The sequence below is a fragment of the Companilactobacillus sp. FL22-3 genome (assembly GCF_054881455.1).
In genome coordinates this window covers 14,174-40,149 of sequence record NZ_JBTYYZ010000014.1, presented here as the reverse complement: position 1 = coordinate 40,149, position 25,976 = coordinate 14,174, and the positions used below count along the sequence as shown (strand labels likewise).

At 40.9% G+C, this 25,976-nt stretch carries 25 protein-coding genes and 1 pseudogene; 17 read left to right on the top strand and 9 right to left on the bottom strand.

Annotation, left to right across the window (positions count from 1 at the left end; genetic code table 11):
- The 14 genes and pseudogenes from ACYT32_RS11510 to ACYT32_RS11445 all read left to right on the top strand — a co-directional run.
- Nucleotides 1-161: pseudogene (locus ACYT32_RS11510) on the top strand (TrsD/TraD family conjugative transfer protein); the annotation flags it as partial.
- An 11-nt stretch (nt 162-172) separates the two neighbouring features.
- Nucleotides 173-2,191 carry a VirB4 family type IV secretion system protein gene (locus ACYT32_RS11505; protein ID WP_461793468.1) on the top strand — a complete coding sequence of 673 codons (2,019 nt, stop codon included), beginning with the start codon at nt 173-175 and terminating at the stop codon, nt 2,189-2,191.
- Nucleotides 2,184-3,602 (top strand): type VII secretion protein EssB/YukC, encoded by a 1,419-nt coding sequence (locus ACYT32_RS11500; protein WP_461793467.1) that lies wholly within the window; start codon nt 2,184-2,186, stop codon nt 3,600-3,602. The genes ACYT32_RS11505 and ACYT32_RS11500 overlap by 8 nt, the downstream gene beginning before the upstream one ends.
- Entirely contained in the window at nt 3,603-4,757 is a 1,155-nt protein-coding gene (locus ACYT32_RS11495) for a phage tail tip lysozyme (protein WP_461793466.1), read from the top strand.
- Nucleotides 4,758-4,771: 14 nt separating this feature from the next.
- A complete protein-coding gene (locus tag ACYT32_RS11490; RefSeq protein WP_461793465.1) occupies nt 4,772-5,389 on the top strand; it encodes a hypothetical protein in 618 nt (205 codons plus the stop codon).
- Nucleotides 5,376-5,750: a thioredoxin family protein gene (locus ACYT32_RS11485; protein WP_070792646.1), complete on the top strand. Its 375-nt coding sequence runs from the start codon at nt 5,376-5,378 to the stop codon at nt 5,748-5,750. The genes ACYT32_RS11490 and ACYT32_RS11485 overlap by 14 nt, the downstream gene beginning before the upstream one ends.
- Entirely contained in the window at nt 5,751-6,236 is a 486-nt protein-coding gene (locus ACYT32_RS11480) for a hypothetical protein (protein ID WP_063733156.1), read from the top strand.
- Entirely contained in the window at nt 6,233-6,622 is a 390-nt protein-coding gene (locus ACYT32_RS11475) for a hypothetical protein (RefSeq protein ID WP_461793464.1), read from the top strand. The genes ACYT32_RS11480 and ACYT32_RS11475 overlap by 4 nt, the downstream gene beginning before the upstream one ends.
- Before the next feature lie 15 nt (nt 6,623-6,637).
- Nucleotides 6,638-8,149, top strand: coding sequence for a VirD4-like conjugal transfer protein, CD1115 family (locus tag ACYT32_RS11470; protein ID WP_461793463.1), 1,512 nt, complete (start codon nt 6,638-6,640; stop codon nt 8,147-8,149).
- Nucleotides 8,150-8,171: 22 nt separating this feature from the next.
- Nucleotides 8,172-9,041 carry a conjugal transfer protein TrbL family protein gene (locus tag ACYT32_RS11465; protein WP_016373479.1) on the top strand — a complete coding sequence of 290 codons (870 nt, stop codon included), beginning with the start codon at nt 8,172-8,174 and terminating at the stop codon, nt 9,039-9,041.
- A 19-nt stretch (nt 9,042-9,060) separates the two neighbouring features.
- Complete coding sequence (locus ACYT32_RS11460) at nt 9,061-9,459, top strand: hypothetical protein (protein WP_016373478.1); 399 nt, start codon at nt 9,061-9,063, stop codon at nt 9,457-9,459.
- Between the two features lie 6 nt (nt 9,460-9,465).
- Nucleotides 9,466-11,625: a type IA DNA topoisomerase gene (locus ACYT32_RS11455; protein ID WP_063733161.1), complete on the top strand. Its 2,160-nt coding sequence runs from the start codon at nt 9,466-9,468 to the stop codon at nt 11,623-11,625.
- Between the two features lie 120 nt (nt 11,626-11,745).
- The gene (locus ACYT32_RS11450; protein WP_064522596.1) at nt 11,746-11,961 is read left to right on the top strand and encodes a hypothetical protein; all 216 of its coding nucleotides are present in this window, start codon (nt 11,746-11,748) and stop codon (nt 11,959-11,961) included.
- A gap of 2 nt (nt 11,962-11,963) precedes the next feature.
- Nucleotides 11,964-13,088 (top strand): ArdC-like ssDNA-binding domain-containing protein, encoded by a 1,125-nt coding sequence (locus ACYT32_RS11445; RefSeq protein WP_461793462.1) that lies wholly within the window; start codon nt 11,964-11,966, stop codon nt 13,086-13,088.
- 79 nt (nt 13,089-13,167) lie between these two features.
- On the opposite strand, the gene ACYT32_RS11440 is transcribed toward ACYT32_RS11445, so the two are convergent.
- Together ACYT32_RS11440 and ACYT32_RS11435 are read right to left on the bottom strand one after the other, a co-directional pair.
- Nucleotides 13,168-14,271: a restriction endonuclease subunit S gene (locus tag ACYT32_RS11440; protein WP_228481819.1), complete on the bottom strand. Its 1,104-nt coding sequence runs from the start codon at nt 14,269-14,271 to the stop codon at nt 13,168-13,170.
- Nucleotides 14,258-14,656: a hypothetical protein gene (locus ACYT32_RS11435; protein WP_461793461.1), complete on the bottom strand. Its 399-nt coding sequence runs from the start codon at nt 14,654-14,656 to the stop codon at nt 14,258-14,260. Before ACYT32_RS11435 ends, ACYT32_RS11440 begins: the two co-directional genes overlap by 14 nt.
- A 1-nt stretch (nt 14,657) precedes the next feature.
- On the opposite strand from ACYT32_RS11435, the gene ACYT32_RS11430 reads away from it, so the two are divergent.
- A protein-coding gene (locus ACYT32_RS11430; protein WP_375711218.1) for an IS5 family transposase occupies nt 14,658-15,445 on the top strand; the annotation gives its coding sequence in 2 pieces (ribosomal slippage) (nt 14,658-14,925 and nt 14,925-15,445; 789 coding nt in all).
- Here the strand turns inward: ACYT32_RS11430 and ACYT32_RS11425 are convergent.
- The 3 genes from ACYT32_RS11425 to ACYT32_RS11415 form a co-directional block, all read right to left on the bottom strand.
- On the bottom strand, nt 15,417-17,066 hold the full coding sequence (locus ACYT32_RS11425; RefSeq protein ID WP_461793460.1) for an HsdM family class I SAM-dependent methyltransferase: 1,650 nt from the start codon (nt 17,064-17,066) through the stop codon (nt 15,417-15,419). The genes ACYT32_RS11430 and ACYT32_RS11425 overlap by 29 nt on opposite strands.
- A gap of 232 nt (nt 17,067-17,298) precedes the next feature.
- Entirely contained in the window at nt 17,299-17,361 is a 63-nt protein-coding gene (locus ACYT32_RS11420; protein WP_225361354.1) for a putative holin-like toxin, read from the bottom strand.
- A gap of 17 nt (nt 17,362-17,378) precedes the next feature.
- Nucleotides 17,379-18,178 (bottom strand): IS5 family transposase gene (locus ACYT32_RS11415; protein WP_099046409.1). Its coding sequence is split into 2 segments (ribosomal slippage): nt 17,379-17,890 and nt 17,890-18,178, totalling 801 coding nucleotides; the frame shifts between segments, so codons are not numbered across the junction.
- Between the two features lie 410 nt (nt 18,179-18,588).
- On the opposite strand from ACYT32_RS11415, the gene ACYT32_RS11410 reads away from it, so the two are divergent.
- Both ACYT32_RS11410 and ACYT32_RS11405 read left to right on the top strand, forming a co-directional pair.
- Nucleotides 18,589-19,455, top strand: coding sequence for a hypothetical protein (locus ACYT32_RS11410; protein ID WP_461793459.1), 867 nt, complete (start codon nt 18,589-18,591; stop codon nt 19,453-19,455).
- A 32-nt stretch (nt 19,456-19,487) separates the two neighbouring features.
- Complete coding sequence (locus ACYT32_RS11405) at nt 19,488-19,961, top strand: IS3 family transposase (RefSeq protein WP_279389910.1); 474 nt, start codon at nt 19,488-19,490, stop codon at nt 19,959-19,961.
- A gap of 367 nt (nt 19,962-20,328) precedes the next feature.
- Here ACYT32_RS11405 and ACYT32_RS11400 read toward each other — a convergent pair whose 3' ends face one another.
- The 4 genes from ACYT32_RS11400 to tdc form a co-directional block, all read right to left on the bottom strand.
- Nucleotides 20,329-20,916, bottom strand: coding sequence for a TIGR01440 family protein (locus ACYT32_RS11400; protein ID WP_461793458.1), 588 nt, complete (start codon nt 20,914-20,916; stop codon nt 20,329-20,331).
- Nucleotides 20,917-21,043: 127 nt separating this feature from the next.
- On the bottom strand, nt 21,044-22,462 hold the full coding sequence (locus tag ACYT32_RS11395; protein ID WP_461793457.1) for a Na+/H+ antiporter NhaC family protein: 1,419 nt from the start codon (nt 22,460-22,462) through the stop codon (nt 21,044-21,046).
- 75 nt (nt 22,463-22,537) lie between these two features.
- A complete protein-coding gene (gene tyrP, locus ACYT32_RS11390; RefSeq protein ID WP_461793456.1) occupies nt 22,538-23,956 on the bottom strand; it encodes a tyrosine-tyramine antiporter in 1,419 nt (472 codons plus the stop codon).
- A gap of 36 nt (nt 23,957-23,992) precedes the next feature.
- Nucleotides 23,993-25,876: a tyrosine decarboxylase gene (gene tdc / locus ACYT32_RS11385; protein WP_004466199.1), complete on the bottom strand. Its 1,884-nt coding sequence runs from the start codon at nt 25,874-25,876 to the stop codon at nt 23,993-23,995.
- Nucleotides 25,877-25,976 lie beyond the last annotated feature (100 nt).

Genomic DNA, 25,976 nt, shown 5'->3' with positions numbered 1-25,976 from the left:
CTAAAAGCTTAAACTTAGCGGTCACTCATTTAGACGAAAAAATCGAACAGGTTAAACGGGATATTGAAAATGCGTTAACGGACTTTGATGTGACGGCCAAAGTTTTAACTAGTCAAGAAGTCCAAGAGATTTTAAAGAACTTGATCAATTTTAATGGATAGGGGGAAACAGGATGAGTTTTGGTGATAAGGTCATTGATTTATTTATGCCAACTAAAAAAGAAAGACATCAAGGCGACAGCGGCCAAACGGGTAGTAAGCCCAAACCGGAGGTTGAAGACTTTACCAAGCTGATTGATCGCGATAGCTTGCATTCACTATTTCCGTTTAGCTGGGAACAGTATCCCACCTACGTCCAGTCGGGTGAGAATTTTATTCGGGTGTTAGCGATTGCTGACTATCCCAAGCGGGTGTATGGCAACTGGTTGTCAGAATTGAAGCGAAAAAAAGGCGTCATCGATATTGTGCAATATATCGACAGCGCCAGTAACAATTCAATGATTACCTATTACAAGAAGACGATTCAAAATAAAGAAGCGCAGAAGCTGAATACGTTCGACCCGTATAAAAAGAAAATTCTGCAAAATTATATTGATTCAGCCAACATGCAACTAGATAAATACCTTGATAATTCTACCACATTTGTGTACCAACATATGCTCATTTATCTACGGGCCAACAGTTTAGCAGAACTAGATGACTTAACCGAGAACGTCAAGAACACCTTGATTAAGCTACAGATGAAGCCCTTGGTGCCCGTTAAAGCGACTTTCCAAGCATTTTGGTCAACCATGCCAATTAACGAGAACCTCATGGGGGATTACACCTATAAAGAGAGTAATACCGAAGTCGCCAGCAGCATGTTTCCTTTTGATGACGCTGAAATTCTGGACTTAAAGCCGAGAAGCGATATTGAAGGAGTTAATAAAGATACCAACAGTTTAATTGCCGTGGATATGCTGGATCGCAATAAGACGCTTAACCAAAATCAAGTGATTATCGGGACTTCGGGGGTCGGCAAGACCACCTATATGATCCAAAAAATTTTACGCTATGCCATTCAAGACTATCAGCTCTACATTATTGATCCAGAAAATGAATATACCAAAATTGTCGAAGCTTTAGGTGGGGCAGTCTTGCACTTAACTTCTAATGCGAAGTACAAAATTAACCCGCTACAAATCTTTTCCGAAGAAATCTTAAGCGCCGATGAAGCGGTCACGAACCTTGATTTACTAGTCAAAGATAAAATCCAGCGATTAAAGGGATTCTTTGAAGTCCTTAAAACCGGGATTACCCAAGTTGAGCTGGCAATCCTTGATGATGTCGTTAAACAAGCCTACGTCAACAGTGGCGTTTTGAAGTATAGCCGCTTAAAAGAGATTAAAGACGATCAGTGGCCGACCTTATCCAATGTTTATGACGAGTTGGAAAAACTGGCTGATAAGGACGCCGACAAATTTAATCGGGTTAAAGACTTCTACTACATCTTAGGCAGCTATACCCATGGGTCTAACAGCCTATTTGACGGGCACACCAACGTCAACCTAAAGGGGAAGATCATTTCTTTTGATCTAAAACCCCTACAAAGTGAACAGGAAGTCCAATCAGCGGCTTATCTGAATACCTTCCAGTATTTGTGGGACGAAATCACCAAAGATCGGCATAGCCGCAAGAAATTGTTTGTTGATGAATTTCACTTTTTAACCTTACACAAAGCGGCTGCCACCTTTTTCCATCAAGCCTACAAACGGTTTAGAAAATACAATGCCGGGGCGATTGCCGGAACGCAGCAAATCCAAGATGTGATTGAGGGAACAACTGATACAGGGCAAAATATTGGGGAAGCAATTATTGGTAACTCCTACACCAAAGTGTTCTTTGGTCTTGACGGTAAAGGCGTTGATGATGTGATTACCAAATTGCGTATGACGTTCTCGGATAAAGAAAAGAAGTTACTAGAACGCAGACGACAAGGTGAAGCTCTGATGATCTATGGTAGCCAGCGTGCCTTTATGCGCGTCGAATTGACCGAAGAAGAACTACGGCTAATTGACCCAGAAGCTTACCAAGAAAAATACAACCGTGAGACAGCCGGGCAACCGGACTATCAAAAGCGCGTGGTCTTAACACCTAGTGAGATTGACGCTTTAACTACCACCGAAGAGGAAGGAGGGACTTTAAATGAGTAAACCAAACCAGTTATTGAATATCGAGGTTGGCACCTTCAAGCGACAGGGAAACCAGTTAATTCTCGAACTCAATCACAATCAGTTTCGATACGACCAGTTGAGTGAGCTAAACGAATTAAAGCAAGCTGATTCCAAGTTCTTGCAGTTAGTCAACGTAGTTGAGCAAGACCAGAAGGTTGTTTTAACTTATACCTTGCCGGATAAGGTCAGATCATTAAAGGACTTGCCACATGAAAATAAAGCAATCCGTTCAGCGATTGCCAAGGAAATCATGGCGCAAAAGGTGGTTAACGATAGCCAGTATCACGTTGCGTTGAACCCAGCTAACCTGTGGTATTACCCCATGCAACATGTTTGGTACGCCTATCGCGCCAATGAACTCATGCCTTATGATGACAAACATAGCAATTTAGCCAAATACAAAGCGCTGATTCTATTTTGCTTGACGGGGACGCCCTATGAACGGCTACTAAGCAATCCTAAAGAAGCCCTAGCTAAACACCCTGATGACTATTTACAACAAGTAGCTAAAGCTACGTCGTTAAATGAGTTAACGGAAGTGGTTAACGGCATTGAGGACTTTGTGAGTTATCACGAATGGCAGGAAGTTGAAACGGCCCAGCAGAAAACCAAACAACGTTTATGGTTGAGCGTGGCCGGAGTGGCGATTGTGGCCGTTTTGGCCGTCGGCTTAGTCCATAAAAGTGACGAAAGAAAGTATCAAAGCTTAGCTAACCAGAACCAAGCCCAGGTCACGCGATTAAAATATAGCGGCCAAATTCAAACTGCTTTAAATGATCGGAAGTGGTCGGAAGCGCAAAAAGATATGCAACGGGCCGGCTACTCTTCAACTAAGCAAGTCAGTGTCTTTTTAAAGCATGGTCAGTACCAGCAAGCTTTAAAGGTTGATCCAAGTGAGTTGAACAAGGTTGTCAATGCGGCTTATGCCAACAAAGATAGCGGACAGATTGCCAATTGGCAGTTACCAACTAAGGCGACAAGCACGCAAAAAGATCAACTATCGCTGGAAAAGGCCATCGTTAACTACGACACCAATACGCTCAATAACCAATTATCCTTTACGACGAACGCTGATGTTTTATTGAGAATGGGGCAAGCTTTTCTAGCCCATAACGATACGCAAGACGCCCAGACTGTCCAAACCAAGTTAGCCGGCGTGAACAGTCCTAAGGCTAAGTATTTAAAAGCCCTGTTAAGCCTCAATGCCGCTAAGAACGAAGTTAGCGACGCCCAGAAGAAGTTAGATGATGCCAACAAGATTGATGGCAGTAAAGATAAGGACAAAGACAAGAAGGTGGATTCAGCCAAGTCTGATCTAAAGAATGCGCAGAGCGACCAATCAGCAGCGCAAAAACAAGTCGATCAGGTCAAGCACAAAGTGGGTGATTAAATGCAAGTACTGTCTTTCGAATATAAGAAAAAGAAGTGGAAGTTGATTGCTTATATTGTGGGCGGTGCCATTCTGCTAATCATCTTGCTAATTGCCGCGCTTACTGGTCAATTGCAAGAAAACAGTTGTGATAACTCAACCACTACAGAAACACAATTAGATAGTAAGAGCATGACGGAAAATGCCAAAAACATTTATGCGCACTGGAAGCAAAAGTATGGTGCCACCCCACAAGCGGCCGCCGGTATCTTGGGGGTCTTACAACTAGAAAGTCGCCTTGATCCCAAGTCCGTTAATTCCAGTTCCGGGGCCACGGGCTTAGCCCAGTGGTTAGGTGGCCGAAAAGATAAGTTGGAGGACTTAGCCCATAAAGAAAATAAACCAGCGACCAATCTCGGGGTACAGTTGGATTATCTCGATCAAGAATTGAACAGTAGTTACTATGCGTCAAACAAGCAGATTTTTAAATATACGGACGTGCATAAAGCGACCAAAGCCTGGTTAATGGATTATGAAGGCATGAGTAAGAACCCGGAACAATGGTATTTAAGCCAAAGATACGGTTATGCCGATCATTGGTATTCCGTGTTCGGGGCGAGTGATCCCGTGACCGGTAATACGTTAGACAACGCGAGTTCCGGCGATCTGACCGAGTTAGGTTGTGATAGTGACCCGAGCTATTCTGGTGGCAGCATTGTTAAAAACGCGGAAAGTATGAAAGGTGACTTCTATTATGTTCAAACCCACCCTAGCCCCGATTTAGGCAGTGATTTAAAGAATCCTAGCAAAACCGGCGGAACCGATTGTTCCGGTTTTGTCTGGTTAGCCCTGAATAAGGCTGGTTACAAGGTACCCGCAAATATGGGCTGGTTTACCGGCACGATGGCCAGTGACGCCAAAGGCAGCCACCAATACTTGAAACAGATCAGTGAAAATGACGCGAAAGCCGGTGATATTGTGATCGTTAATCAAGGCGTGGGAGCTGGAAATGACGGCCATACTGCCATTCTACTAGGCAAATGGCAAGGCAAAGCCACTAAGATCATTGAGCAAGGTGGTACGGGTGACAAAGTTAACGAAAGCACCTTTGGCACCGCCTTTTATAGCTTACTAAATGGTGGTGATGTAACGTTAGCCCGGCCGATCAAGAAGTAAGGAGGGACCAACAAATGAAGCGGAGCACGGTTTTAAGTGTGGTGATTGGCAGCTTGATCTTAGTGATGTCATTAGGGGCAAATGCCTATCAACATAGCCAAGTTAAGCAGGCGCAACAACAGATCAGTCGCTTACAACAGCAAAAGCGACAAGTTAGTCAGCAATTGACTAAAGCCAACCAACAAAAGCAGTTATTGAGCACCCAAATTGACAGTTATAAGACCTACCAAAATAATAAAGACAAAAGTCAGGCTGAACTGAGTTTTAATACGGTAGTCACCAAGTTCTTTAAGGTCATGAATAACTTTAAGCCTAAGACCTACGGTCAGCGTAAAAATGGCGTGAAAGACTTGATTTCCGACAAGCTATATCAGCAATACTTTTCAAACAAAGGCACGTATGGTGATAGCAATAGTGTTTCAGCCAAATTAGATCAGCTGAACCTGTATACACAAAGTAAGCAGGGCCAAGATATGAAAGGCTTGGCCGTCGTTAGTTATGAAAGTAAGAGTGGCGACAACGACTGGCAAAAGGCGACGGTACTTTATCAAGTGACTTTCGATACCACCACGGATCGAATCACCGCAGTCCAAAATTTAGGTAGTAGCTTTAAAGCCAGTGACCTTAATTAAGCGGGTTGGTAAGGCCCTAGCGGTAATCGTGGTGGTTTTAGCCGTTAGCGGGTTTGCTGGTCATCAATACGTCAATCACGTGGAAAAACAGCGGCCAGTTGTGACGCTGGCTAAGCACAAGCACCCTGAAAAAGTGTTGTTCTTCTATCGCGATGATTGCCCGGATTGTCAGTCTATTTTCCATCAAATTTATTGGCACAACGCAATCAGTCACAACATCGTCTTGATTAACATGAATCAATCGCAGAATCGGCACTACATTCAGCAATATCAATTAACGTCAGTCCCAACCTTGATCTATGGTAAGCAACGGTACACCGGTACCAACCAACAAAGAATTAAACAGATAGTAGGTGATTAGATGAAAGACAAATTATTAAACAGCGTTAAAGCCAGTTGGCCGTACCTACTAACGCTAATTATTGGCTTGTATTTAGCAGAGATTTTAGCTGGCTCTGTCATGGCCTTGTCCCGCTATAAGTTGGCATTTGCGGATCATATGCCAACGGTGTTAAAACAGTTAGTCTTACACCCCTGGCACTATTACAGTTTGTATTTGGGGCAAAAGAACCCGGTATTAATTATCGTCAGTATCGCTGTGGTACTATACACCGTCTATTTTGCCTTGAAACGGAACAGCAAGCATAAAGCTTGGGAAACCGCAGACACTGAAACCCACGGGAGCGCGACTTGGGGTAATCTAAAAGAATTGAGTGACCATTATTTTAGTATCAGTCCTAAGGACTTAACTACTTCCTTCAATACGATGACTGACCTAGAGGCCGTCAAAATGCTCATCGATAAAAGTCAATCCGAAACGAAACCGGAAAAGGAGAATTTAAAATGACACAAGAAAACTACGTAACTAAAAATTCTTATACTCGTGCAGAAGCCGATCTACTAATTGCAATATCAGAATGGGTGTCAGCGATTGGGCAACTTCCTGAATCAAAAGCACTCGCATTAGATGACTTAGCCGCGATTCAGGCTAAACAGGTGCTTCAACAGCCATTACCTGGTCAGTTGTCTTTCCCCACTCACACGCAGTCCAGGTACTTGTCTGGATTGATATATTTGGTAGATGTTTACCTTGATTTGAGCAAACACTTACCACCAGCCCACGCGATTAATAATGACCTAAATAACGTAGAGACCAAGTATGTACAGGTTGAATTAGCAAACGCGCTTAAAGTCAAACTTGATGAAGATTACCAGTTAGCTGATAAGGCGTAGCTAGGGGGTTATACAATGAACGGGACAATTTTAGGGATCGTGGATAAACGGATTGTTTACCAGAATAACAGTACCAAGCCAAATCGAAATATCTTCGTGGTTGGGGGCCCGGGGTCGTATAAGACCCAGTCAGTCGTCATTACCAACCTGTTTAATGAAACGGAGAACAGCATTGTGGTAACTGACCCGAAAGGGGAATTATACGAAAAGACAGCCGGTATCAAACTAGCCCAGGGTTATCAAGTGCATGTCGTCAACTTCGCGAACATGGCGCACAGTGATCGCTACAACCCCTTTGATTATATTCAGCGCGATATTCAAGCCGAAACCGTTGCGACCAAGATCGTGCAAAGCGAAAATGCCGAAGGTAAGAAAGACGTGTGGTTCAGTACCCAACGACAACTTTTAAAAGCGTTGATCCTGTTTGTGATGAACCACCGTGCGCCCGACCAAAGGAATTTGGCCGGTGTAACGCAAGTCTTACAAGAAAACGATGTGGAGGCCGAGGAAAAGGGCGCAGATAGTCCGTTAGACACCTTGTTTCTTGATTTAACCATGACTGATCCAGCAAGACGCGCTTATGAGTTAGGGTTCAAAAAGGCCAAGGGGGAAATGAAAGCCAGCATTATTGAAAGCCTGTTGGCGACCATTTCGAAGTTCGTCGATCAAGAAGTGGCCGACTTTACCAGCTTTTCGGATTTTGATTTAAAAGAGATTGGCAATGACAAAGTGGTGCTATACGTGATTATCCCCGTCATGGATAACACTTATGAAAGCTTCATCAATCTGTTTTTCTCACAATTGTTTGATGAATTATACAAATTAGCCGCCGATCATCACGCTAAATTGCCCCACCAAGTTGACTTTATCCTTGATGAATTTGTCAATTTAGGGAAGTTTCCTAAGTACGAAGAATTTCTAGCGACGTGCCGGGGGTACGGTATTGGCGTGACGACCATTTGTCAGACCTTAACCCAGCTACAAGCCTTGTATGGCAAGGATAAGGCCGAAAGTATCTTAGGTAATCACGCGGTTAAAATTTGCTTAAATGCCGCTAATGATGTGACCGCTAAATACTTTAGTGATCTGTTAGGTAAATCGACCGTAAAAGTTGAAACCGGTAGTGAGAGTACCAGTCACAGCAAGGAAGAAAGCCACAGCAAGAGCGATAGTTACAGCTATACGAGCCGTTCGCTCATGACACCTGATGAAATTATGCGTATGCCCGAAGAACAGAGCTTATTAATCTTTAGTAATGCGCGACCAGTCAAAGCGACAAAAGCGTTCCAATTTAAACTATTTCCAGGAGCCGATCATTTGGTTAACTTGTCACAGAACGATTATCAAGGCCAACCAGAAGCCAGCCAGGAAACCAACTTTAAGAATAAGGTAGATAAGTGGAATCAGACAGTTAAAGCACAGCACCACGCCAAAAAAGACGATCAAACAACCGATGATGAAGAAGAAAATCTACAGGATAGCATGGATCAAGACTTAAAAGTAAGGCACAAAAAGATGTTGGGTTAATGATTAAAAAGGAGGCTAAAATATGAAAAGTCTTTACTTTCACCCAGTTTTAGCAAGTTTCTTAGGCGATAAAATTTCAGAAGCAATTAATGACTGGGTTAAGGGCGTTTTTACAGCCATTATGAATTTTATGACTTCTGGCTGTCGCGCGATCTTTGATCAAATTGATCAACACGAATCCGTCCTAGACCAATGGTATGCAATCTTTCTTACTTTTGCGACGTCCTTAGTAGTCGTAGTTGTCCTAGGAAGAATCATTGGGACTTTGCTAAAAGAGGCCGATGAAAGTACCGATGTTACTTGGGCCAATATTGTGATGGACAGTCTTAAATCAGCCGCCGCAATTCCGGTCATGGTCTTTTTACAAGGATTTTTACTGAAAGCAATCGTGTTTCCGCTCGGTAAATTTATGTTTTCAATGAATAGTAAATATACGGCTTCAATGATTACCGGTTCAAAAAATATAGCTGGTACATTGGCTATTGGTTCAGTTATGTCACTAATCCTATTAGGATTCTTTGCGATCGTGACTGTATTCTTCTTTTTCAAAATGTGTATTTTTATGGCGGATATGGCCTGGTTTTATTTAACCATTCCGTTTGCAGCCATCAGTATCGCAACCGAGACTTGGGATTATAGTAGCACTTGGTGGAAAAAGCTAATTTATCTAAACGCTTCTATGCTCTCACAAGTTCTTTCAATGACCCTATGTGTTTGGGGAGTTACCCATTGGGTTAGCAACGGAATTGGAGCTTTTGCTTTATCGATTGGTATGGGTTGGCTAGTATTGCATACACCGAAAGCTGTCGAGGACTTTTGGAGTTCGACTGGCGCTACCAAAGGTGGGCTAACCGGTGCCATGAGAATGCTTAAAAATAGAATGAAGCATTAAGCCAAGGGGGGTTACTTAAATGAAGTGGCGAGAAAAAATAAAAACGAAGTGGCGAGTTGATTCGCATGTCAATGTTTTTAAAGGAAATCCACTTGACCACTTGATCTTCTACTATCTGTATCGATCACTAGAATGGTTCGTCATCGTTATGGGAGGTTTGCTAGTTCTATATGAAGTTTTAGCTTACCTGTGGCTTGAAGTAATCGTTTTGCTAGTGGGTGGCAGTGGCCTAGTCATGATTCTAAGAAGCGGAGCTAAAAGTGAACATAAAGCTTACAAAGATTGCTTAAAGGAACGTCAACAGGCTTATGAGCAGGTCAAACAAGAAGACATGCAAGCACTTAGAAAACAAGCCTGGTTGGATAGTGCGAACCAAGGCAAAGAAGAATTAGAACAAAAATTGAATCATAAGGAGTGAACGCTCATGACAACGGTTGTTTTAGCTGAAAAGCCAAGTCAAGCACGCGCTTATGTTGACGCGTTTGACCATAGCACTAAGAAGACCGGCTACTATGAAGTGAGTGACCCCATTTTGTCGCCGGACACGATTGTCACCTTTGGGTTCGGGCATTTGGTCGAGTTAGCCGCGCCGGAAAAGTACGATGAAAAATACAAACACTGGTCGTTAGCAAATCTTCCGATTTTCCCAGATCACTACCAGTTCGTCGTCCCAACTGACAAAAAGACCCAGTTTAAAATCGTTAAAGATTGGTTGGTGAAAGCCGACACAATTATTGTTGCCACGGACAGTGACCGTGAAGGTGAAAATATTGCGTGGTCAATCATGAACCAAGCCAAGATTAATCTCAAAAGCAAAACCATTAAGCGCCTATGGATCAATTCACTAGAAAGTGACGCCATCAGGACGGGTTTTAAGGCGCTCAAAGATGGTTGGACGTACTATCCAGCGTTTAAGGAAGCTCAAACGCGCCAGATCAGCGACTGGTTAGTTGGTATGAACGGCAGTCCGTTGTACACGCTTTTGTTGCGACAAGCTGGTGTGAACGGCGTGTACTCCATTGGTCGGGTACAAACACCGACTTTGTATATGGTTTATCAACGCGATCAAGCCATTCAAAACTTCAAACCAGAACCTTATTTCGAGCTTCAAGCGGAAATTGCCGCTGAACAGCAAAAATTTGTCGCTAAATTAGACCCCACGCAAAAGTTTCCAGATAAAGTAAGCTTACAAGTTTTTATGGCCGGAAACGGCCTTAAAAACGGGGCCCAAGACGGGATCATTAAAGACGTCCAAAAGACCGCCAAAAAGAGCGCCAGCCCGCGCCTTTTCTCGCTATCTGCGTTGCAAACCAAAATTAATCAACGCTACCATGCCAGCGCCGCTGATGTTTTGAAGGCCGTACAAGACTTGTACGAAGCAAAACTACTCTCATACCCGCGTACGGACAGTCAATATATCACCGATCAAGAGTTTTCCTATCTGCGCCAGAACTTGGCGCGGTATCTGTCTTTGGTCTCTCAAGAAGTGTCTTTGCCCCAAACGGAACCTCAAAGTAGGTACGTCAATGGCAAAAAGGTGCAGGAACACCACGCTATTATCCCAACGAAGACCGTCCCCACTAAGGAACAGTTGACGAAGCTACCACGATTACAGCAGCAGGTCTACGACCTTGTGTTGCGAACCACCCTAGCGATGTTCGCGGCGCCGTATGAATACGAGCAGACGACCATCATGACGCAGGTATCACAAGCGGATTTCAAGGCCACTGGAAACGTTCCCCTAAAGTCCGGGTGGAAAGCCTTGCTGGCTGATGAGACGGCGACTAAAGAGGCCCCAGTGACCTTGCCAGCCGTCACCCAAGGCCAAGCGGTCACAGCAGACGTTTCAGCCCCTCAAAAGGAAACGACACCACCGAAACCGTTTACGGAAGGCACGTTAGTTACGGCCATGAAAACCGCCGGCAAAACGCTGGACGAAGAAGAAGCAGAGATTTTGAAAGACGTGGAAGGCATTGGTACCGAAGCCACACGGGCGAATATTTTAGAAGTGTTGAAGAAACGAGACTATCTCGAGACCAAAAAGAACCAACTACATGTCACGCCGCAAGGCACGACCCTTTGCAAGGCCGTTGAATTAGAGCCGTTACTCACTAGCCCCAAAATGACCGCGAAGTGGGAAAGAGCCTTACAACAAATCAGCGCTAAAGAAAGGACCCAGGATAATTTTCTAGCGCAGATCAAAAAGTTTATTGAGAAGCTGGTAACAGACGTGCCCAGTCAGCTACAGAACAGTGGCGAAGTTCAACAACAAGTACAGCAACAGCAAACCGCTCAAGCCGAGGCACAAGCGCAAGCTGAATTGGGGACTTGTCCGCTATGTCACACCGGCAAAGTTGTTGATAAAGGCAAGTTCTACGGCTGTACGAATTACAGTGCAGACCCGCCATGCAAATTTACATTGCCTAAAAAATGGAGCGGCAAAACCCTTGGCAAAACGGTCATTAAAGCATTAATTACAAAGGGTGAATCCAGCAAACTAAAAGGGTTCAAAAGCAAGAAAGGCAAGTCGTTTGACGCCAAGTTAAAGCTTGACGGCCATAAATTAAGTTTTGATTTTGATTAGAACCTGCCTACCGCCCTTCACGTTGTTCCGGTTGGTGAACCCGTCATTTAGGTTTACTTTTCAAAAACCAAAAAGTGAACCTAACCAACGAGTGTAATTGTAAAAGGAGGAGGATATATCATGAAAAATGAACTGGAAGCATTAGCAAGCGAATTACCTATTTTGACGGATAAAAGCAGTTATAAGTACCTATCAGAAGTTGCGGGTAATGGCAAATATATTCAAGTTGCGTGGCAAAAAAAGAATGCCGAATATTTAGCACTTTACGGCACACAATCTATCAAGTTACCCCAAATGGATAATTCTGTAGAGTTTGTAGACGCCGAGGAGGGTTAATCATGCCAAGTAAAGTTGAAACTGAAAAATGGAAAAGGCAGCTTGTCGAAAATGCCGAAAAAGAAATTTTAAAACTAACTGATAGTGAAAAGTTTAAAAGTTATCTTGATACCGTAGCAAAGTTTCACCGGTATAGCCAACGTAATATTGACCTTATCTATTCTCAAAATCCAAGTGCCAGCCAAGTTGCAGGCTTTAAAAAATGGCAAAATGATTTTAAACGATCAGTAAATAAAGGAGAAAAAGGGGTCAGGATTGCGGCCCCTATTATTAAAAAACTAACTCCAGAGGATCAGAAAAGGCTTGATACGACCGAAGAAAAAGCCATAGTTGGTTATCGCTATCTACCAGTCTTTGATGTGTCACAAACTAGCGGTGAACCAGTCCTAAGTGCTAAAGATTTTGTCAAAGAAAATTTAGCGGATCATCAGAATGTGACAAGCTTGTATAACGCATTCAAGGACTATCTAAACCAGCAAACCGACCTTAAAGTCAGTGAAGTGCCTTTAGCGACGCTAAATGGGGCTAAGGGGTATTTTCAACCCAGCACTAATGAAATCGTCATTGGTGGCGATGAGCCCGACAATGCTTTGAAACTAAAGACGTTATACCACGAATATGCGCATAGCCAGCTACACGGCTTAAAATCAGCCTTTAAAGATCGGCCACGAGCCTATCAGGAAACCCAAGCCGAAGCGGTTGCGTATGTTGCCATGCAAAATATTGGCGTTGATACCAGCAACTACTCACTCGGTTACGTGGCCACCTGGGCTAAAGATAAAGCCGTGATCCATAGTGCTTTAAGTGAGATCCAGCAAGTGAGCAACAAAGTGATTGAGCTTAGCGATGGCTTAACCAAACAATTAGGCTTACAAGAAGCCCCAAAAGAGCCTGAGCATGATCTAAAAAAACTATCAGCCCATGATCTTAATAAGTCCTATCAAGGCTTGCAACAACAAATTCAACAGGCAACTAATCCCCATAAAAAATCAAAACTACAAAATAAATTAAATGATGTACACCATGAAATCAGTAATCGAACGCAAAAACAACTCACAACATTTTCTGAACAGAATCCAGGAATCAAACAACCCGAATCCGAACTTGATCAAAGTTTAAAACGGTAGCTGGTTTTTATATTCGCCATAATTATTAAGACATGACTTCTTTTCTTCTATGATTATTAGAGCGTGCCTATTGTAAGTCTTACAACTTATTGCTGCCTATCACAGACTCATTGAGATACTTCAAGTAATGATTATATTTCTGGATCATCTTGTTTTTAACGTATTGTTCCATATAGTCATAATCTGGTTGGCCTTGAGCATCAATAGGTAATAGAACTCGATCACGTTTAATGCCATCACTAGTAGCCATATGTCCATATTGATATTTCGACGTAGTATTGTTGATAGCTCTAGCCATGAAAATTCCATTATATTTATTCAAACGTTGTGATCTCAACATAATAATCGAAGAACCACCACCACCACGGCCTAAAAATTCCGTTGATTGATAAAAAGAACTTCCATCTACCGGACTGACAGTTATACAGTTACTAGCATCTGGTACTTCATTCTCATGAGGCCGACAAAACTTTACAGAACCGTTAAGACTCGCCCCCGACGCTATGAATGGTATATCACCCTCATCATACTTGTTTTTAGAACGAGCAGGCGGTCGTGTAACACTCTCAAACAGGTCGTCAATTCTAAAAGTTCTCCATTGAAGATTAGATAATGGCTGGATTTTAACATATTCCAACTTTGCCAAAACTGAGTGAACATACTTCAAATAATAATTTTTCTTTTTCTCAAGTAATTCTTGCTCATAATCAGACATAAAATCATAATCAGGCTGACCATTATCATCAATTGGCAGCATTAAACGAAGCCTTTTCATACGTGATAAAGTCGCTCCATTGCCGCCCCAATTAAATTTAGCAACCATCTGAGTCCTAAATAGAGGCAATAAAAATTGAATCACTAAAGGTGTTAACTTTTCACCCGTAATCACATGAATATTTTGTCCCGTAATGAACTTATGAGGCTGATAGAACGCTGTCTGTGTGTCTAAACCTATTGTGATCACATTAGCTGGATCAAAACCATATTTATAGTTTTTAGGATCAACAAAACCAGCAACTCCATTTGCACCACCCGAACGAGTAACGTAAGGAGCTGTATTATTATCATTGTTATCAGAAACTAATTTATTCTTATCAATGCCACTAGATGTTGTATGAATATCAAATAAACCATTTTCACCAAAAGCATCAAAAGATTTCCATTTGCGATCAGTTAGCTTCATTGTGACCACCAGCCTTTTTATCCCGGAACAAGTACTCACGACCATCCATGACCATTGAAAACTCAAAATCTAAATAATCACTAATTGATTTGTCAAATTCCGCATCGGTCGGCACTTCATCATTAAAGTAATAGAAACTGTGCAACCATTCGTCCGTTGGTTTAACCGTTGACTTAACGCAGAACTTTGTGGGTGCTTCAACATTATCATGCCAAACATCTAACAAATATTGTTTACGGTCCTTAACCCGCGAGGTTGTGACTAATCCAATATGAGGACTAACCTCATATCCATCATCACGAAAATCAATAAACTTAGAAACTGTTTGAGGTCTTTGAAAGACGCTTGAATTTCCGGTAAAATATGTAAAAAAAAAGGACTTCATTATGACTGATTATCCAAGCAATATCACTCGTGACCAATTTGAATTGATTCGCGTTGACCTTGAGACGTTTCGCAAGCGTACATGTCCTCGAAGGGTGGACCTATTTGATGTCTTCAATGCAGTGCTTTACGAGCTTCGTACGGGCGCTCAATGGCGTCAGTTGCCGCATGATTTTCCGAAATGGCAAACCGTTTACACTTACTTTGCCATGTGGTCAAAACCATTAGCTAATTCGGAATATTCCCTGATTGACCTGCTTTTAAAAAAATTGTCGCTCGAGAGCGATTACGAATGGGACGATCGGTACGAACGTCGTTCGTAATTCTTGATGCGCAAAGCGTCAAAAATACGGCAACACCCCAAAATAAAGGGTATGATGGCGGCAAGAAAATCAGTGGGATTAAACGCCACCTTGCCGTTGATATTAATGGTCTCCCATTCGCGATCCACATTACCACAGCTAATGTCTCCGAACGGGACGGTGCGATCGCTTTACTCGCGTTAAATGAAGAGCAGTTTGATCTTGTTCAGCGAGTGATGGCCGATGGTGGCTATACAGGCGACAACTTCGCCCAGTCGGTCCATGCAATCATTGGTGCAGATGTCATTATCGCCAAACAAAGTGATCTGAAGAACGGTCAAGTAACGCCACAGCGCTGGGTCGTGGAACGTAGTTTCAGTTGGTTAACCAACTGGCGACGGCTTTGGTTCAATTGCGAACGCAAGTTAAATACCAGTAAAGTCATGGTTGCTATAGCCTTTATAGGGATCCTGCTTGCTCGTCAATAGAGACCTCAAACAGCTTCTTAACCTGTTTATCCGCAGGGTGAGGCTCGTGAGCAGTAAATACAGCAATTACGGGGTTAGTACCAACACCATAGAAAGTGTTAGGATTGCACGTTATGACCCCTTCAAGAGTATGTTCTTTCAGGATAGCCTCTTTATACTGCTTTTCGGCTTTGGATTTACCAACCATTGTAGATTGTGGAATAATCACAGCTACACGACCATCAGGAAGGACACTATCCAACAAATGCTTAATGAAGCTAATTTCATATTGATCAGGATCTTTTTTTGAACCCTGACTGTATGGTGGGTTCATCATACCAACATTGGCCATTGTTTCGGTTTGGAGTTTTGTTGCTGGTTGTTGCAGAAAATCCTCATTTTTTAGATTTGATTTTCCATCTCCACGTAAAATCATGTTTGTCGTTGCAATGGTGAACATATAGTCTTGTAGTTCAATTCCATATAGCTGATTACGACGAATATCACGTCGCTGCTGGTCACCAGAGGCCTGTTTAAGCATATTGTGCATTGCAGCGATCAGAAAGCCAGCAGTCCCACAAGTAGGGTCAAATACATGGTCGGTAGGCTTTAGGTCTACGAGGTCACAAAACAGCTCTGTGATATGCTTAGGCGTCAAAATAATACCTAAACTTTGACCGTCACCACCTGAATAACTCATAAATTCACCATAGAATCGGCCCAGATAGTCCTCTGCAGAGTTTGTATAACGAATGTCTTGATAAATAGTACGATTGATAAACTCGGTGTAATAACGTAATGGTGTCATACCAAGTCGAGCATCTTTAGTATTCAACTTAGCTGAGTCTTTGATGATACTGAACTGACTCAATAACTTATCTAACTTGGTCTGTGGTTGGACATTAGAACGCCGTAAATTAGATTTAATGGCGTCCATTAACTTATCACCATCAGTGTTAACCGTATCACCGGTTAATGAATCAATACTAAAGTTGCGAGCTTCTCCCTCACGCAAAGCTAAAAGAATACCAGATACGACCAACGGTTTATCAACATCTTTTAACTGACCATATGTCCGTAAATCTTCGTGGAGCTGAGCAGCATCTTTAAGAATATCAGCAGTAGTCTTTTCCTCGTTAGTGTCCTCATGAAGCACTTCTTTTAGATAATATTCCTCAATGTTTTTCTCGTTAAAACTAATAAAAGACTCAACATCTGGCAGTACATCATAGTCACCACGCTCGTCAATGAACATTGGCGTGATTTTATGCAACTTCTCATTACCTGAAACCCCAAAGGCAAAACACTTCTTATACGAAGTCCGTTCCAGAATATGCCGAGCATAATGTAATGCCCCATTCAACGCATATTTAGAAACGACCATCGGATCATCAGTCGTGATAACATCGTGATCAGTATAAACATGATTGGAAATATCAGCCTTATCTTCAATCACCAGCAAATAGTCCTTTACGACCCCAACATACTCGGGATAACCAGACTTCCCATTTAATTTTTTGCTAGCAGTATGAAGTGCATCATCAATACTTTTTATGTGAGAGCTTTGATAGTCCAAATCAATCTTAGAATCATTTAACAGGTGATCCACCCATAAATCCGTAGACCCTTCAACTCGTGCCATTTAATCAATCCTTTCCGTGAAGCCATCTCCAAATAGCTCCATGTTCTTGTTTTTCTGGAAGTTTGTCAAATGGTGTTGAAGGATAGTTTCTATCCTTTGGAGATCTCCTCGTGTGGGAGATCTTTTTTGTTGTTTTATTAGTTGCGGCGTTTAATCTGGTGTGTTGTCTGAATATCGTACTTGAAGGCATAACAAATAAGCCTACCATCGTGACGTTATTGTGGTAGATAATCTAGGCAATTAAGGCCACGGTAAAGGTACCGAAAGTCAGCATTAATTGTAAAGCGTCCGACACGGACACTTAGAAGCTGTTTAGTATCTTTTAAGAAGTAGCCTGATAAAAGCTAACGAAACCATCATGAGACTAGTGTTGAGCTTACGCTCACAGTTACGCCATAAACGGTGATAATTTCCCAACCAACTAAATGAACGTTCAATGAGCCACCGTTGGGGGATAACCGAAAATTGGTGTAACTCATTTCTTTTAACGACGATTACCTTGGCTGACGTTAAACTGCTAATCTCATTAGCAAAATTTTGGCCGGTATAACCACTATCAACCATCATGGTTCGAACCAATTTAAACTGCTCTAAATTAAGGGTAACGAGTGCAATCGCCCCGTCACGATCAGTGATGTTAGCCCGGGTAATATGGATCGCTTGCGGGAATCCATTGATGTCGACGGCTAAATGCCGTTTAATTCCCGAGATCTTCTTACCACCATCGTAACCCTTATTTTCAGCGGTAGCGGTGTTCTTGATACTTTGGGCATCTAAAATGACGAACGAAGTTCGGGCTGATCGCCCTTGCCTTAATCGTCGATCAGCGACAATTTTTTTAAAACCTGAGTTAATAAAGCTGGTTTATCAGGGGTGGGGGCTTTCGACCAATTCATCCAATAGTAGTAAACAGTGGACCACTTTGGAAAATCAGCCGGCAAATCACGCCAAGTACAACCATTTTTAAGGACATAGAGCATGGCACAGAAGATATCATAAGGATCAATGTGTTTTGGATGAGTTCGTTTTCTTGAAGCTTCCAGATCCTGGCGGATCAAATCGAATTGTTGCCGAGAAATATCGCTTTGGTAATGATGACTAAAATGTTGCATATGATCACCAACTTTTTTGACAGTAGTTTATCAAATTATTGGGTCAAAATCAAAGATACTAAACAGCTTCTTAGGCTACTCCTTTCGTTAGGATTTATGGGCTTTAAAGGTTTAACACCATAAGCACCACCTCCGATTGGAAATAGCCACCGCCTTAACTTCTCTACTTGATTTATTATACAGGGAATCTGTATTACTATCCAAGCTTTAGAACAAATTCGTTGGATCGCTATATTACTATTGAGAACCAATTTAGAAAGATTAATTTTAAGTTTAATCCTTATATTACTAGTAGAACACGATAAAATTAGGAAGAAGGTTTAAAGAGTTGGTGACGTAAAACAGTAAGATTCTTGATAATTTTAAAAATAATAATGCAACTGAAAACAAATAAGAAAGAAGAAGCTAAGATGTCAAAGAGTATTAAAGTTAAAAAGATATGTAATGGTAACAAAGAATCAAAAGATGTATTAAGCCAATATTTAAGAATCAAAGAATTAGAAAATTCATTAAACCTATATTTAAAATCGGAAACTATAAACAGCTACAAAATAAATGTTCAAATTGCATTGCTGAGATTTAAAAACACTGTTGGTTATATCAAATTTGTAGACAGAAAGTATATGAAAAACTTTTTTAATCTCAAATCTATATGGTTATCAAATATTGATACTTTTACAAAAAATAGTGAAGAAGCTGCTGATAACTTAATTGATGATAAATTTGAGGGAAAACTTGAAAAGCTAGCGTTAGACATGCCAGCTTTTATAACTAGTTTTACAGAACTAGATATAAACTCCTTTGACAAAAACGGTTTTGTAAAGGAAGAAATATCATGCTCATTAATAAAATGCGAAGAAAAATTAGACAAGAATCGTGACTTTATTTTTATTCCTTATCAAAATATGATTCACTTATTGAGTGTAATTAAGGAGTGCCAAGCAGGTAAGCGAGAAGGTATCCTAAAAGAAACAACAATATTTGCTCGAAAAGTTTGGTATATCACGGATTACGTAAATAGAATGGACAAACTTGAAAAAGACTATTTTGAAGGTAAAAAGTCTGTGGAGCAAGTTGGCCGAGGCATGCTAGGAACGAAGTCAATGAAGTACTCAATACAAAACGAATTCAGATTGGGCATTGTGTTTCCATACAAAAAATCAAATTATGGTAATGAAGCTGGTACAAACTTAGGCATACAACCTTCTTTTTGCTTTGCGACACAATACTTCAAAAAAGAGGACCTAAGGTCATTGAATATAGAAAAGCTGAATTAATAGTACTAAACCGAAAATAGCCACTAGGGTATATTCAAACGAAGCGTAATGGCTGGTGTTACTTATCAACCATCATGGATCTGCACTCAAGACGAATTATCGGCTATTCATTCTCAAAAAAGATGGCTACTGATTTAGTCTTAAAGACCCTGGAAAGCGCGGTTAAAAATCGAACCATTACTGGGGACCTGATTATCCACACAGACTTAGGATCACAGTACACCAGCGATGATTACAACCAACGGTTAACAGAACTACATATCCGCCACTCTTACAGCCGTAAGGGGTGTCCATACGATAATGCACCAATGGAATCTTTTCATGCTTCCCTCAAAAAGGAATGTGTTTATCCAGTGCCGGTCTTTGAGAATTATGAAACTGCCGCTGCTGTCCTTTTTGAATATGTGCATGCTTTCTACAATAGGAAGAGAATTCATAGTTCACTGGGCTACCAGACCCCCTTACAAGTTGAAATCGCAACACTTACGAGCCAAATGGCCGCCTGATTTAATGCTTTCCATGGTTCAAATAAGTTATTAATCACGATTAATGATTTATTTGAGCTGTGGAAGGTAAACGCGGTTCTGAATGTCTCTTAAAACCTGTCTCAAATATTGACTTCAATCCAGATAGACGGCTAATTTTTTTAGTACTAAAACTTGACGTAGGAGCAGTATGTGTGGGTGTTAGTTGGATGTTGTTTTCAGTTTCTAAACAAAATTAGTTGGCGGCGTACTCTTAATTTACTTAAAATGTTGTATAATAAGTGGGAGGCTAGTTATATACAACTAACTGTCTCGCTATATTTATACCAAACCAACAGAAAAGGATTGCCTAAAAGCAGGCAATCCTTTTTTTATAACGAGGATTTGATTAATTCTTCTTCACAAGTTTATACTCTCTTGTATTTGCTTTGGTAAACGAATATCGTGCCCGAGATCCACCAATTAATTTTGGTCGTGACTTCAAAGCAGTCACATGTGCTTTTCCGACAGTACTTTGTTTAAGCCTGACTGGAACTTGAACGAACTTTACGTGCATTCCAATTTCAGTTCCACCAATGTCAATACCACCAAATGCTGTAATATGTTCGACTTCAACTGGTTGCTCCATCATTTCGTAAGCAGCCACTTGAGTTCCACCTCCAGCGTGAATTGCGGGCACCACCGACACAATATCAAGATTATTTTTCATAGCAACATGTTTTTCAACAAGTAATGCACGGTTAATGTGTTCACAACCTTGGATTGCAATGTTAACATTTTTTCCCTTGAGATAGGAAAAGATGGTATTAAACACTGATTTTCCAACATCCAACCGTGATTCTGTTCCCATCCAGTTTCCAACAATCTCGCTGGTGCTACATCCAACAACAAATATACCATTTTCGGGAAAATCAACTTGATCGAAATAATCATTTAACACACGTAGTAAGTCGCTGTGAACTTTTCCTAGGTCCATTCTTCTCACTCTTTCTTAAGGAATCATGACAAAAACTCTTTCACTTTAGCAATAATATAAACAACTTATAAGACTGAACTCAAATAGGATTCACGAGCAAGTTAATTGTACATCGTTTTAAAAAGAATTACTGTTCAAGAGTTTTTGTAGTATTTTGACGCGAAGCTTTCCTATACCTCCATGTAACAAATGTAAAACCAAGTATCAGTGTCATCAGTGGGTTTAGATATGGATAGAATGCATATCCAACATATTCGAAGGGATTTACACCAAGAGTTGCCGCGCAGAAAACCCCACTAACGCCCCAAGGAACCAATGAGTTTACGTCTGCACCACCTGTTGCAAGAGTCCGTGACAGATATTTACGATCAACGCCTAGTCTATCATAGGAGTCTTTAAAGGTTTCACCAGGTAAGATGATTGAAAGGTATTGTTCTCCAACCAAGAAGTTAACCCCAATACTGCCAATTAACGTTGCAAGAATTAACCGTCCAGGTGTTCCAATTAAATCTTTCATACTTGCAATTAGTGTATTGACAACTCCAAACTTAATTAGCAAGCCTCCCAAGGCTAATGCAATTATGATAAGGGAAACAGAACTCAACATATTAAGAATACCACCACCACTCATCAATCTGCTAATTACTGTACTGCCTCCACTAACTTTATTTCCGTTCATCAACAGACTGCCCATTTGCTGAATAGTAAATGTGCGATCTTCAAAGAATACAAGGACAAGTGCAGAAATTGCACCAAGTAAAAGCGTCGGAATTGCAGGTACCTTACGCCATGCTAGCAGCAGAAGGATAGCGATCGGCAGTAATGACACCCAAGAAATATTATAACTAGCAGACAATTGACTCATAATATTTTGAATGGATTTTAAGTCTGATGTCTTACTAGTATTGCCTATAATTGCAAATGCAATAAGGGACAGTGTTGCAGCTGGAACAACAGTAAATGTCATATTTTTTAAGTGAGTGTACAAATTTACTTTTGCAATCCCTGTCGTTAAGTTTGAAGTATCAGATAATGGTGACATATTGTTACCAAGAAAAGCACCCGAGATGATTGCACCGGCTGTCACGGGAGCAGGGAATCCTAGGACATGCCCTATCCCCATAAATGCAATTCCCATAGTAGAAATTGTTGTGAAAGCACTCCCGACGGTAATTCCAATTAAACCACAAATTATAAAGACGGTGGGTAAGAACAGCTTAGCTGATAACAAGTTGAACCCAATGTACATCATTGTCGCAATTGTGCTTGACTTGAGCCAACTTGCAACCAATATTCCAATCATTAAGAATATTAAAATCGGAATGATACCTGGAGCAACTCCATCCGAAACCCCATCAAAAATATCGTCCCATGAAATTTTCTTAATTCTTCCATAAAATAATAATATTGTAAATACGAATAAAATAGGCACTTGTGGGGACAATTGATACTTTATGATCATAGTTCCCAATATTGCGAACATAACAACCATGACCATTAAACTCTCCCACAGCGAAAATCGTATTTTTGTTGAAGAATTTTTCATAGTTAATCCTCCTTTAAATAAAACGGGAACTTATCCACAGATAAGTTCCCGTTCTGATTGCGCGACTCAGTCAACTTAATTTGTTGATTGCAAATCTGCTTTAACTTGAACCATCCAGTCTTTGTTCTTGTGACTGTCGATGTAAAGAGGGATAACAAACAACACGACGGTAATAACAATAACAAAGATTGATTGAATCAAATCAGTAGTCAATAGAGTAGCAGCGATAATAACGATGATACCGAATATGAGTAAGTAAGCAATAGAGTATGCTAATCCATTACCGTGATTCCCCAAACGATATGGTCGTTCCAGATCTGGTTGCTTCTGACGAAGTCTAATAATTGCAATAGCAATGAGGACGTACACCAATGCGTAAATAACAGTGGTTGCATTCGTTAAGGTTAAGAATACATTGTTGACGTTTTTCATGACCCCATAAAGCAAAGCAAATAGTGAAATGCAAATGCTTTGAGTTAAGACAACGTTACGAGAAACACCGTATTTATTTACTTTATGATAACCAAAACTTGCAGGCAGTTGACCATTTCGAGCAACTTGAGTCATTGTCTTTGATGGGCCAGTTACCCATGCAGATAACTGGATTAATACACCAATAACAACCATAAAGCTAAAGATGTTTGCAATGATTGTAGGCCAACCAAGAATATGACACCAAAGTAAAATTGGTTGTGTAATATTGGAAAGCTGAATTTGTCCATCAGGAACAGTATTAGCAACTAACATCGCGTTTAAGATGTTCATCAATACCAGACCAGCAAGAGCAATAAAGATACCTCTAGTGTAGGTCTTCTTTGCGTTGTGCAAACGTGGAATAAATACTGATGACATTTCAATACCAGTATAGATAAATGAAATAGCTGCAAAGTACTGCAAAGTCGAGAGATTATCGAAACTTGGAATTAATTTCCCCCATGAGAATGTGCCTAGATAACTTGCGGGATTAATACCTGTTTTGATTAAGGCAGCAATACCCATAATTAACATGATTACAATTGGAATATAAACTCCAAGCCAAACACCGATATTTCCACCAACTTTGGCCATATCATACTTTAAGTTCAACACAGTTATAATCCAGTAGAATCCTAAAATATTTGCTAAAATAAACCAATGGTTATTTCCTAATGCAACGTTCCCAAAAGTATTACCCCAGAGTGGTCCGATGGTCGAAGCGACCATCACCATTCCTGGAAACATCTGAACCCATAGCAGCCACGCTGTTACAAATCCCCATTTTTCACCCATAGCAGTTTTAACCCAAAGCTGAGGGCCACCCTCAGCTTGAAGCATTGTTCCAAGTTCTCCTGAAATCAATGCGACTGGTAGAGCAAAGAATACAACCGCGAAAATCATATAGGTAATTTGGGACCAACCTGTAGCAGCAACTGAGGGAATGGAACGAACTGTTGCACACAGAGCCATGGTCATTCCAATAAATGTACCAAGCCCTAATTTCTTTGATTCTTCCATATGAAACCCCTTCAATCGATCAGTTTTTATTTAGGTCTACTTTGCGGTTCCTTTCGTCAAAACACGTGAGTAGATATTTTCCAAATCTTGCTTCATTGCAAGCTTGATCTTTGGTGCAAAGTAGTCAAAGTTTTCTGCTTTATTCATGTATGGTGTCATAACAGATGCACGGATAACAGTAACTTTTCCAACTTGCTTCCAATCATCTTCACTAACACCAAGGCTCTTAACAAATGCCAATGGGCTATCACCATAGTCAGGAATTGCAAAGTCGGTATGTGACACAATGTATTCCTTGCTGTAAAGACTACCTTTAACATATGATGCTTCTTCATAAAAATCGTGGTTTAACTTGTTGATGTCAGCTAAACTATTGTTACCTTTTTCCTGAAGAACATAGTCAACCATATTAAAATCAGGGTTAATCAAAGGATGAACTTCAATAGTCTTACCATTAATGTTAAAGCTAAGATCCTTCAAGAAATTATAGTAACGATGTGAGCCTTCAACTGATGCACCTTGTAACTTACCGTATCCACTAGCATTCAATGGCAAGACATGATGTGCTGCCCATACTGATGCTGCAGTTGCACCAGCTTTTGATCCTTCAAGAATATAAGCACCAAGCAATGCTGGAATATCTGCACCCTTCTCAAATACATATGTGGCGAAATATGAAATGACATCACGCATACGAACATCTTGAATAACAATTCCACCTGCAGCATATGGAACATAACCCATCTTATGTGGATCAATGGTGATTGATTCAACTTCATCAAATGCTTTGTAGGCTTTGTAAACTTCAGGTTTGATGTATTGTTTTTCTTCAGTAAATACACCATATTTCTTATGGAGTTCTGGGAGCTTGTCATAAGGTACAAAGTTGTTATCTTTATCTAAGAAGATTGTTCGGAGGTATCCACCATATGCTGCATCAACATGAATGTAGAAGTAGATACCTTGTTTTGCCATCTTATTTCGCAGCTCAACAATCTTGTCGATTTCATCAACGGCACCCTCTTCAGTAGTACCAGCAACACCAACAACACCAAGAATTGGAGTGTGATCAGCAGCTAACCTATTGATTGTGCTTTCAAGAGCATCAATATCCATTCTGAAGTTGTTGTCGACGGGAACTGGAACAACTTGATCTAATCCAATACCAATAATATCGGCAGCTTTCATCCATGAATAGTGTTTAGTTTGTGGAACCAACCACTTACCAAGTTTTTGAAGGTTTTTACCACTCCGGGCAGATTTTGCTTTAAGATCATCCATCTTGTTACCTGATTTTGAAACAAGATCCATGATCTTTTTAGTAGGCATGTTGAGTAATTGCCATTCATCCAGTCCTTTGACCAATTCCGGTGTTACTTCCTTCATGGCAAGTGGAAGTGATTTGATGTTCCGTGCATACCAAAGTCCTTCTAGGTTAGCAAGAGAACCATCAGCAACAATATGACCCCATCCATTCTTGTAGCCCATCATTGATGCAAATTCGTGGCCGACTTCTTCTTCCATCTGTGATGTAGCTGGTGATGATTCATAAGCAACGTTGTTACCATTCCAAAGCATTGCATAGTTGTATGCGAGTAATGATGGCATCAATGTTTCGGAATTCATGTGTCCCCAGTATCTACCAGCTGAATGCCAAGGAACTGATTCAGTACGTATTCTTTGTGACAATTCATCTAAGACATTTCGCATGCGTTCAACAGTACCCTTGAATTCAGTTGAGTCCTGCTCTTGTGGGGAAATCATGTTCTTGTCTTGGGTAATGTAGTTCTTACGCCAACCTAAATGTTCATCAACAAGTTTGTTCAGCAATTCCTTATATAAATCACCATTTTCGGCCTTGTCACCAATAAATAGAGCATTTAAATCAGTATACTTAGGATCTTTATCTAGGCTCTCCATAACTTTTGCCTCCGTGTGTTATTTTTAATCCGTCATAAGAATACGCTTTCAGCTAGAAACTGTAAAGGGTAACGACTTCAAAATTCATGATAATTTTTTC

What these genes read in the sequence shown, in the direction of transcription:
- ACYT32_RS11450 (WP_064522596.1), top strand. Translation starts at nt 11,746, where the DNA reads ATGAAAAATGAACTGGAAGCATTAGCAAGCGAATTACCTATTTTGACG.
- ACYT32_RS11445 (WP_461793462.1), top strand. Translation starts at nt 11,964, where the DNA reads ATGCCAAGTAAAGTTGAAACTGAAAAATGGAAAAGGCAGCTTGTCGAA.
- ACYT32_RS11440 (WP_228481819.1), bottom strand. Translation starts at nt 14,271, where the DNA reads ATGAAGCTAACTGATCGCAAATGGAAATCTTTTGATGCTTTTGGTGAA.
- ACYT32_RS11495 (WP_461793466.1), top strand. Translation starts at nt 3,603, where the DNA reads ATGCAAGTACTGTCTTTCGAATATAAGAAAAAGAAGTGGAAGTTGATT.
- ACYT32_RS11435 (WP_461793461.1), bottom strand. Translation starts at nt 14,656, where the DNA reads ATGAAGTCCTTTTTTTTTACATATTTTACCGGAAATTCAAGCGTCTTT.
- ACYT32_RS11400 (WP_461793458.1), bottom strand. Translation starts at nt 20,916, where the DNA reads ATGGACCTAGGAAAAGTTCACAGCGACTTACTACGTGTGTTAAATGAT.
- ACYT32_RS11480 (WP_063733156.1), top strand. Translation starts at nt 5,751, where the DNA reads ATGAAAGACAAATTATTAAACAGCGTTAAAGCCAGTTGGCCGTACCTA.
- ACYT32_RS11490 (WP_461793465.1), top strand. Translation starts at nt 4,772, where the DNA reads ATGAAGCGGAGCACGGTTTTAAGTGTGGTGATTGGCAGCTTGATCTTA.
- ACYT32_RS11425 (WP_461793460.1), bottom strand. Translation starts at nt 17,066, where the DNA reads ATGGCACGAGTTGAAGGGTCTACGGATTTATGGGTGGATCACCTGTTA.
- ACYT32_RS11505 (WP_461793468.1), top strand. Translation starts at nt 173, where the DNA reads ATGAGTTTTGGTGATAAGGTCATTGATTTATTTATGCCAACTAAAAAA.
- tyrP (WP_461793456.1), bottom strand. Translation starts at nt 23,956, where the DNA reads ATGGAAGAATCAAAGAAATTAGGGCTTGGTACATTTATTGGAATGACC.
- ACYT32_RS11455 (WP_063733161.1), top strand. Translation starts at nt 9,466, where the DNA reads ATGACAACGGTTGTTTTAGCTGAAAAGCCAAGTCAAGCACGCGCTTAT.
- ACYT32_RS11465 (WP_016373479.1), top strand. Translation starts at nt 8,172, where the DNA reads ATGAAAAGTCTTTACTTTCACCCAGTTTTAGCAAGTTTCTTAGGCGAT.
- tdc (WP_004466199.1), bottom strand. Translation starts at nt 25,876, where the DNA reads ATGGAGAGCCTAGATAAAGATCCTAAGTATACTGATTTAAATGCTCTA.
- ACYT32_RS11460 (WP_016373478.1), top strand. Translation starts at nt 9,061, where the DNA reads ATGAAGTGGCGAGAAAAAATAAAAACGAAGTGGCGAGTTGATTCGCAT.
- ACYT32_RS11410 (WP_461793459.1), top strand. Translation starts at nt 18,589, where the DNA reads ATGTCAAAGAGTATTAAAGTTAAAAAGATATGTAATGGTAACAAAGAA.
- ACYT32_RS11475 (WP_461793464.1), top strand. Translation starts at nt 6,233, where the DNA reads ATGACACAAGAAAACTACGTAACTAAAAATTCTTATACTCGTGCAGAA.
- ACYT32_RS11500 (WP_461793467.1), top strand. Translation starts at nt 2,184, where the DNA reads ATGAGTAAACCAAACCAGTTATTGAATATCGAGGTTGGCACCTTCAAG.
- ACYT32_RS11470 (WP_461793463.1), top strand. Translation starts at nt 6,638, where the DNA reads ATGAACGGGACAATTTTAGGGATCGTGGATAAACGGATTGTTTACCAG.
- ACYT32_RS11395 (WP_461793457.1), bottom strand. Translation starts at nt 22,462, where the DNA reads ATGAAAAATTCTTCAACAAAAATACGATTTTCGCTGTGGGAGAGTTTA.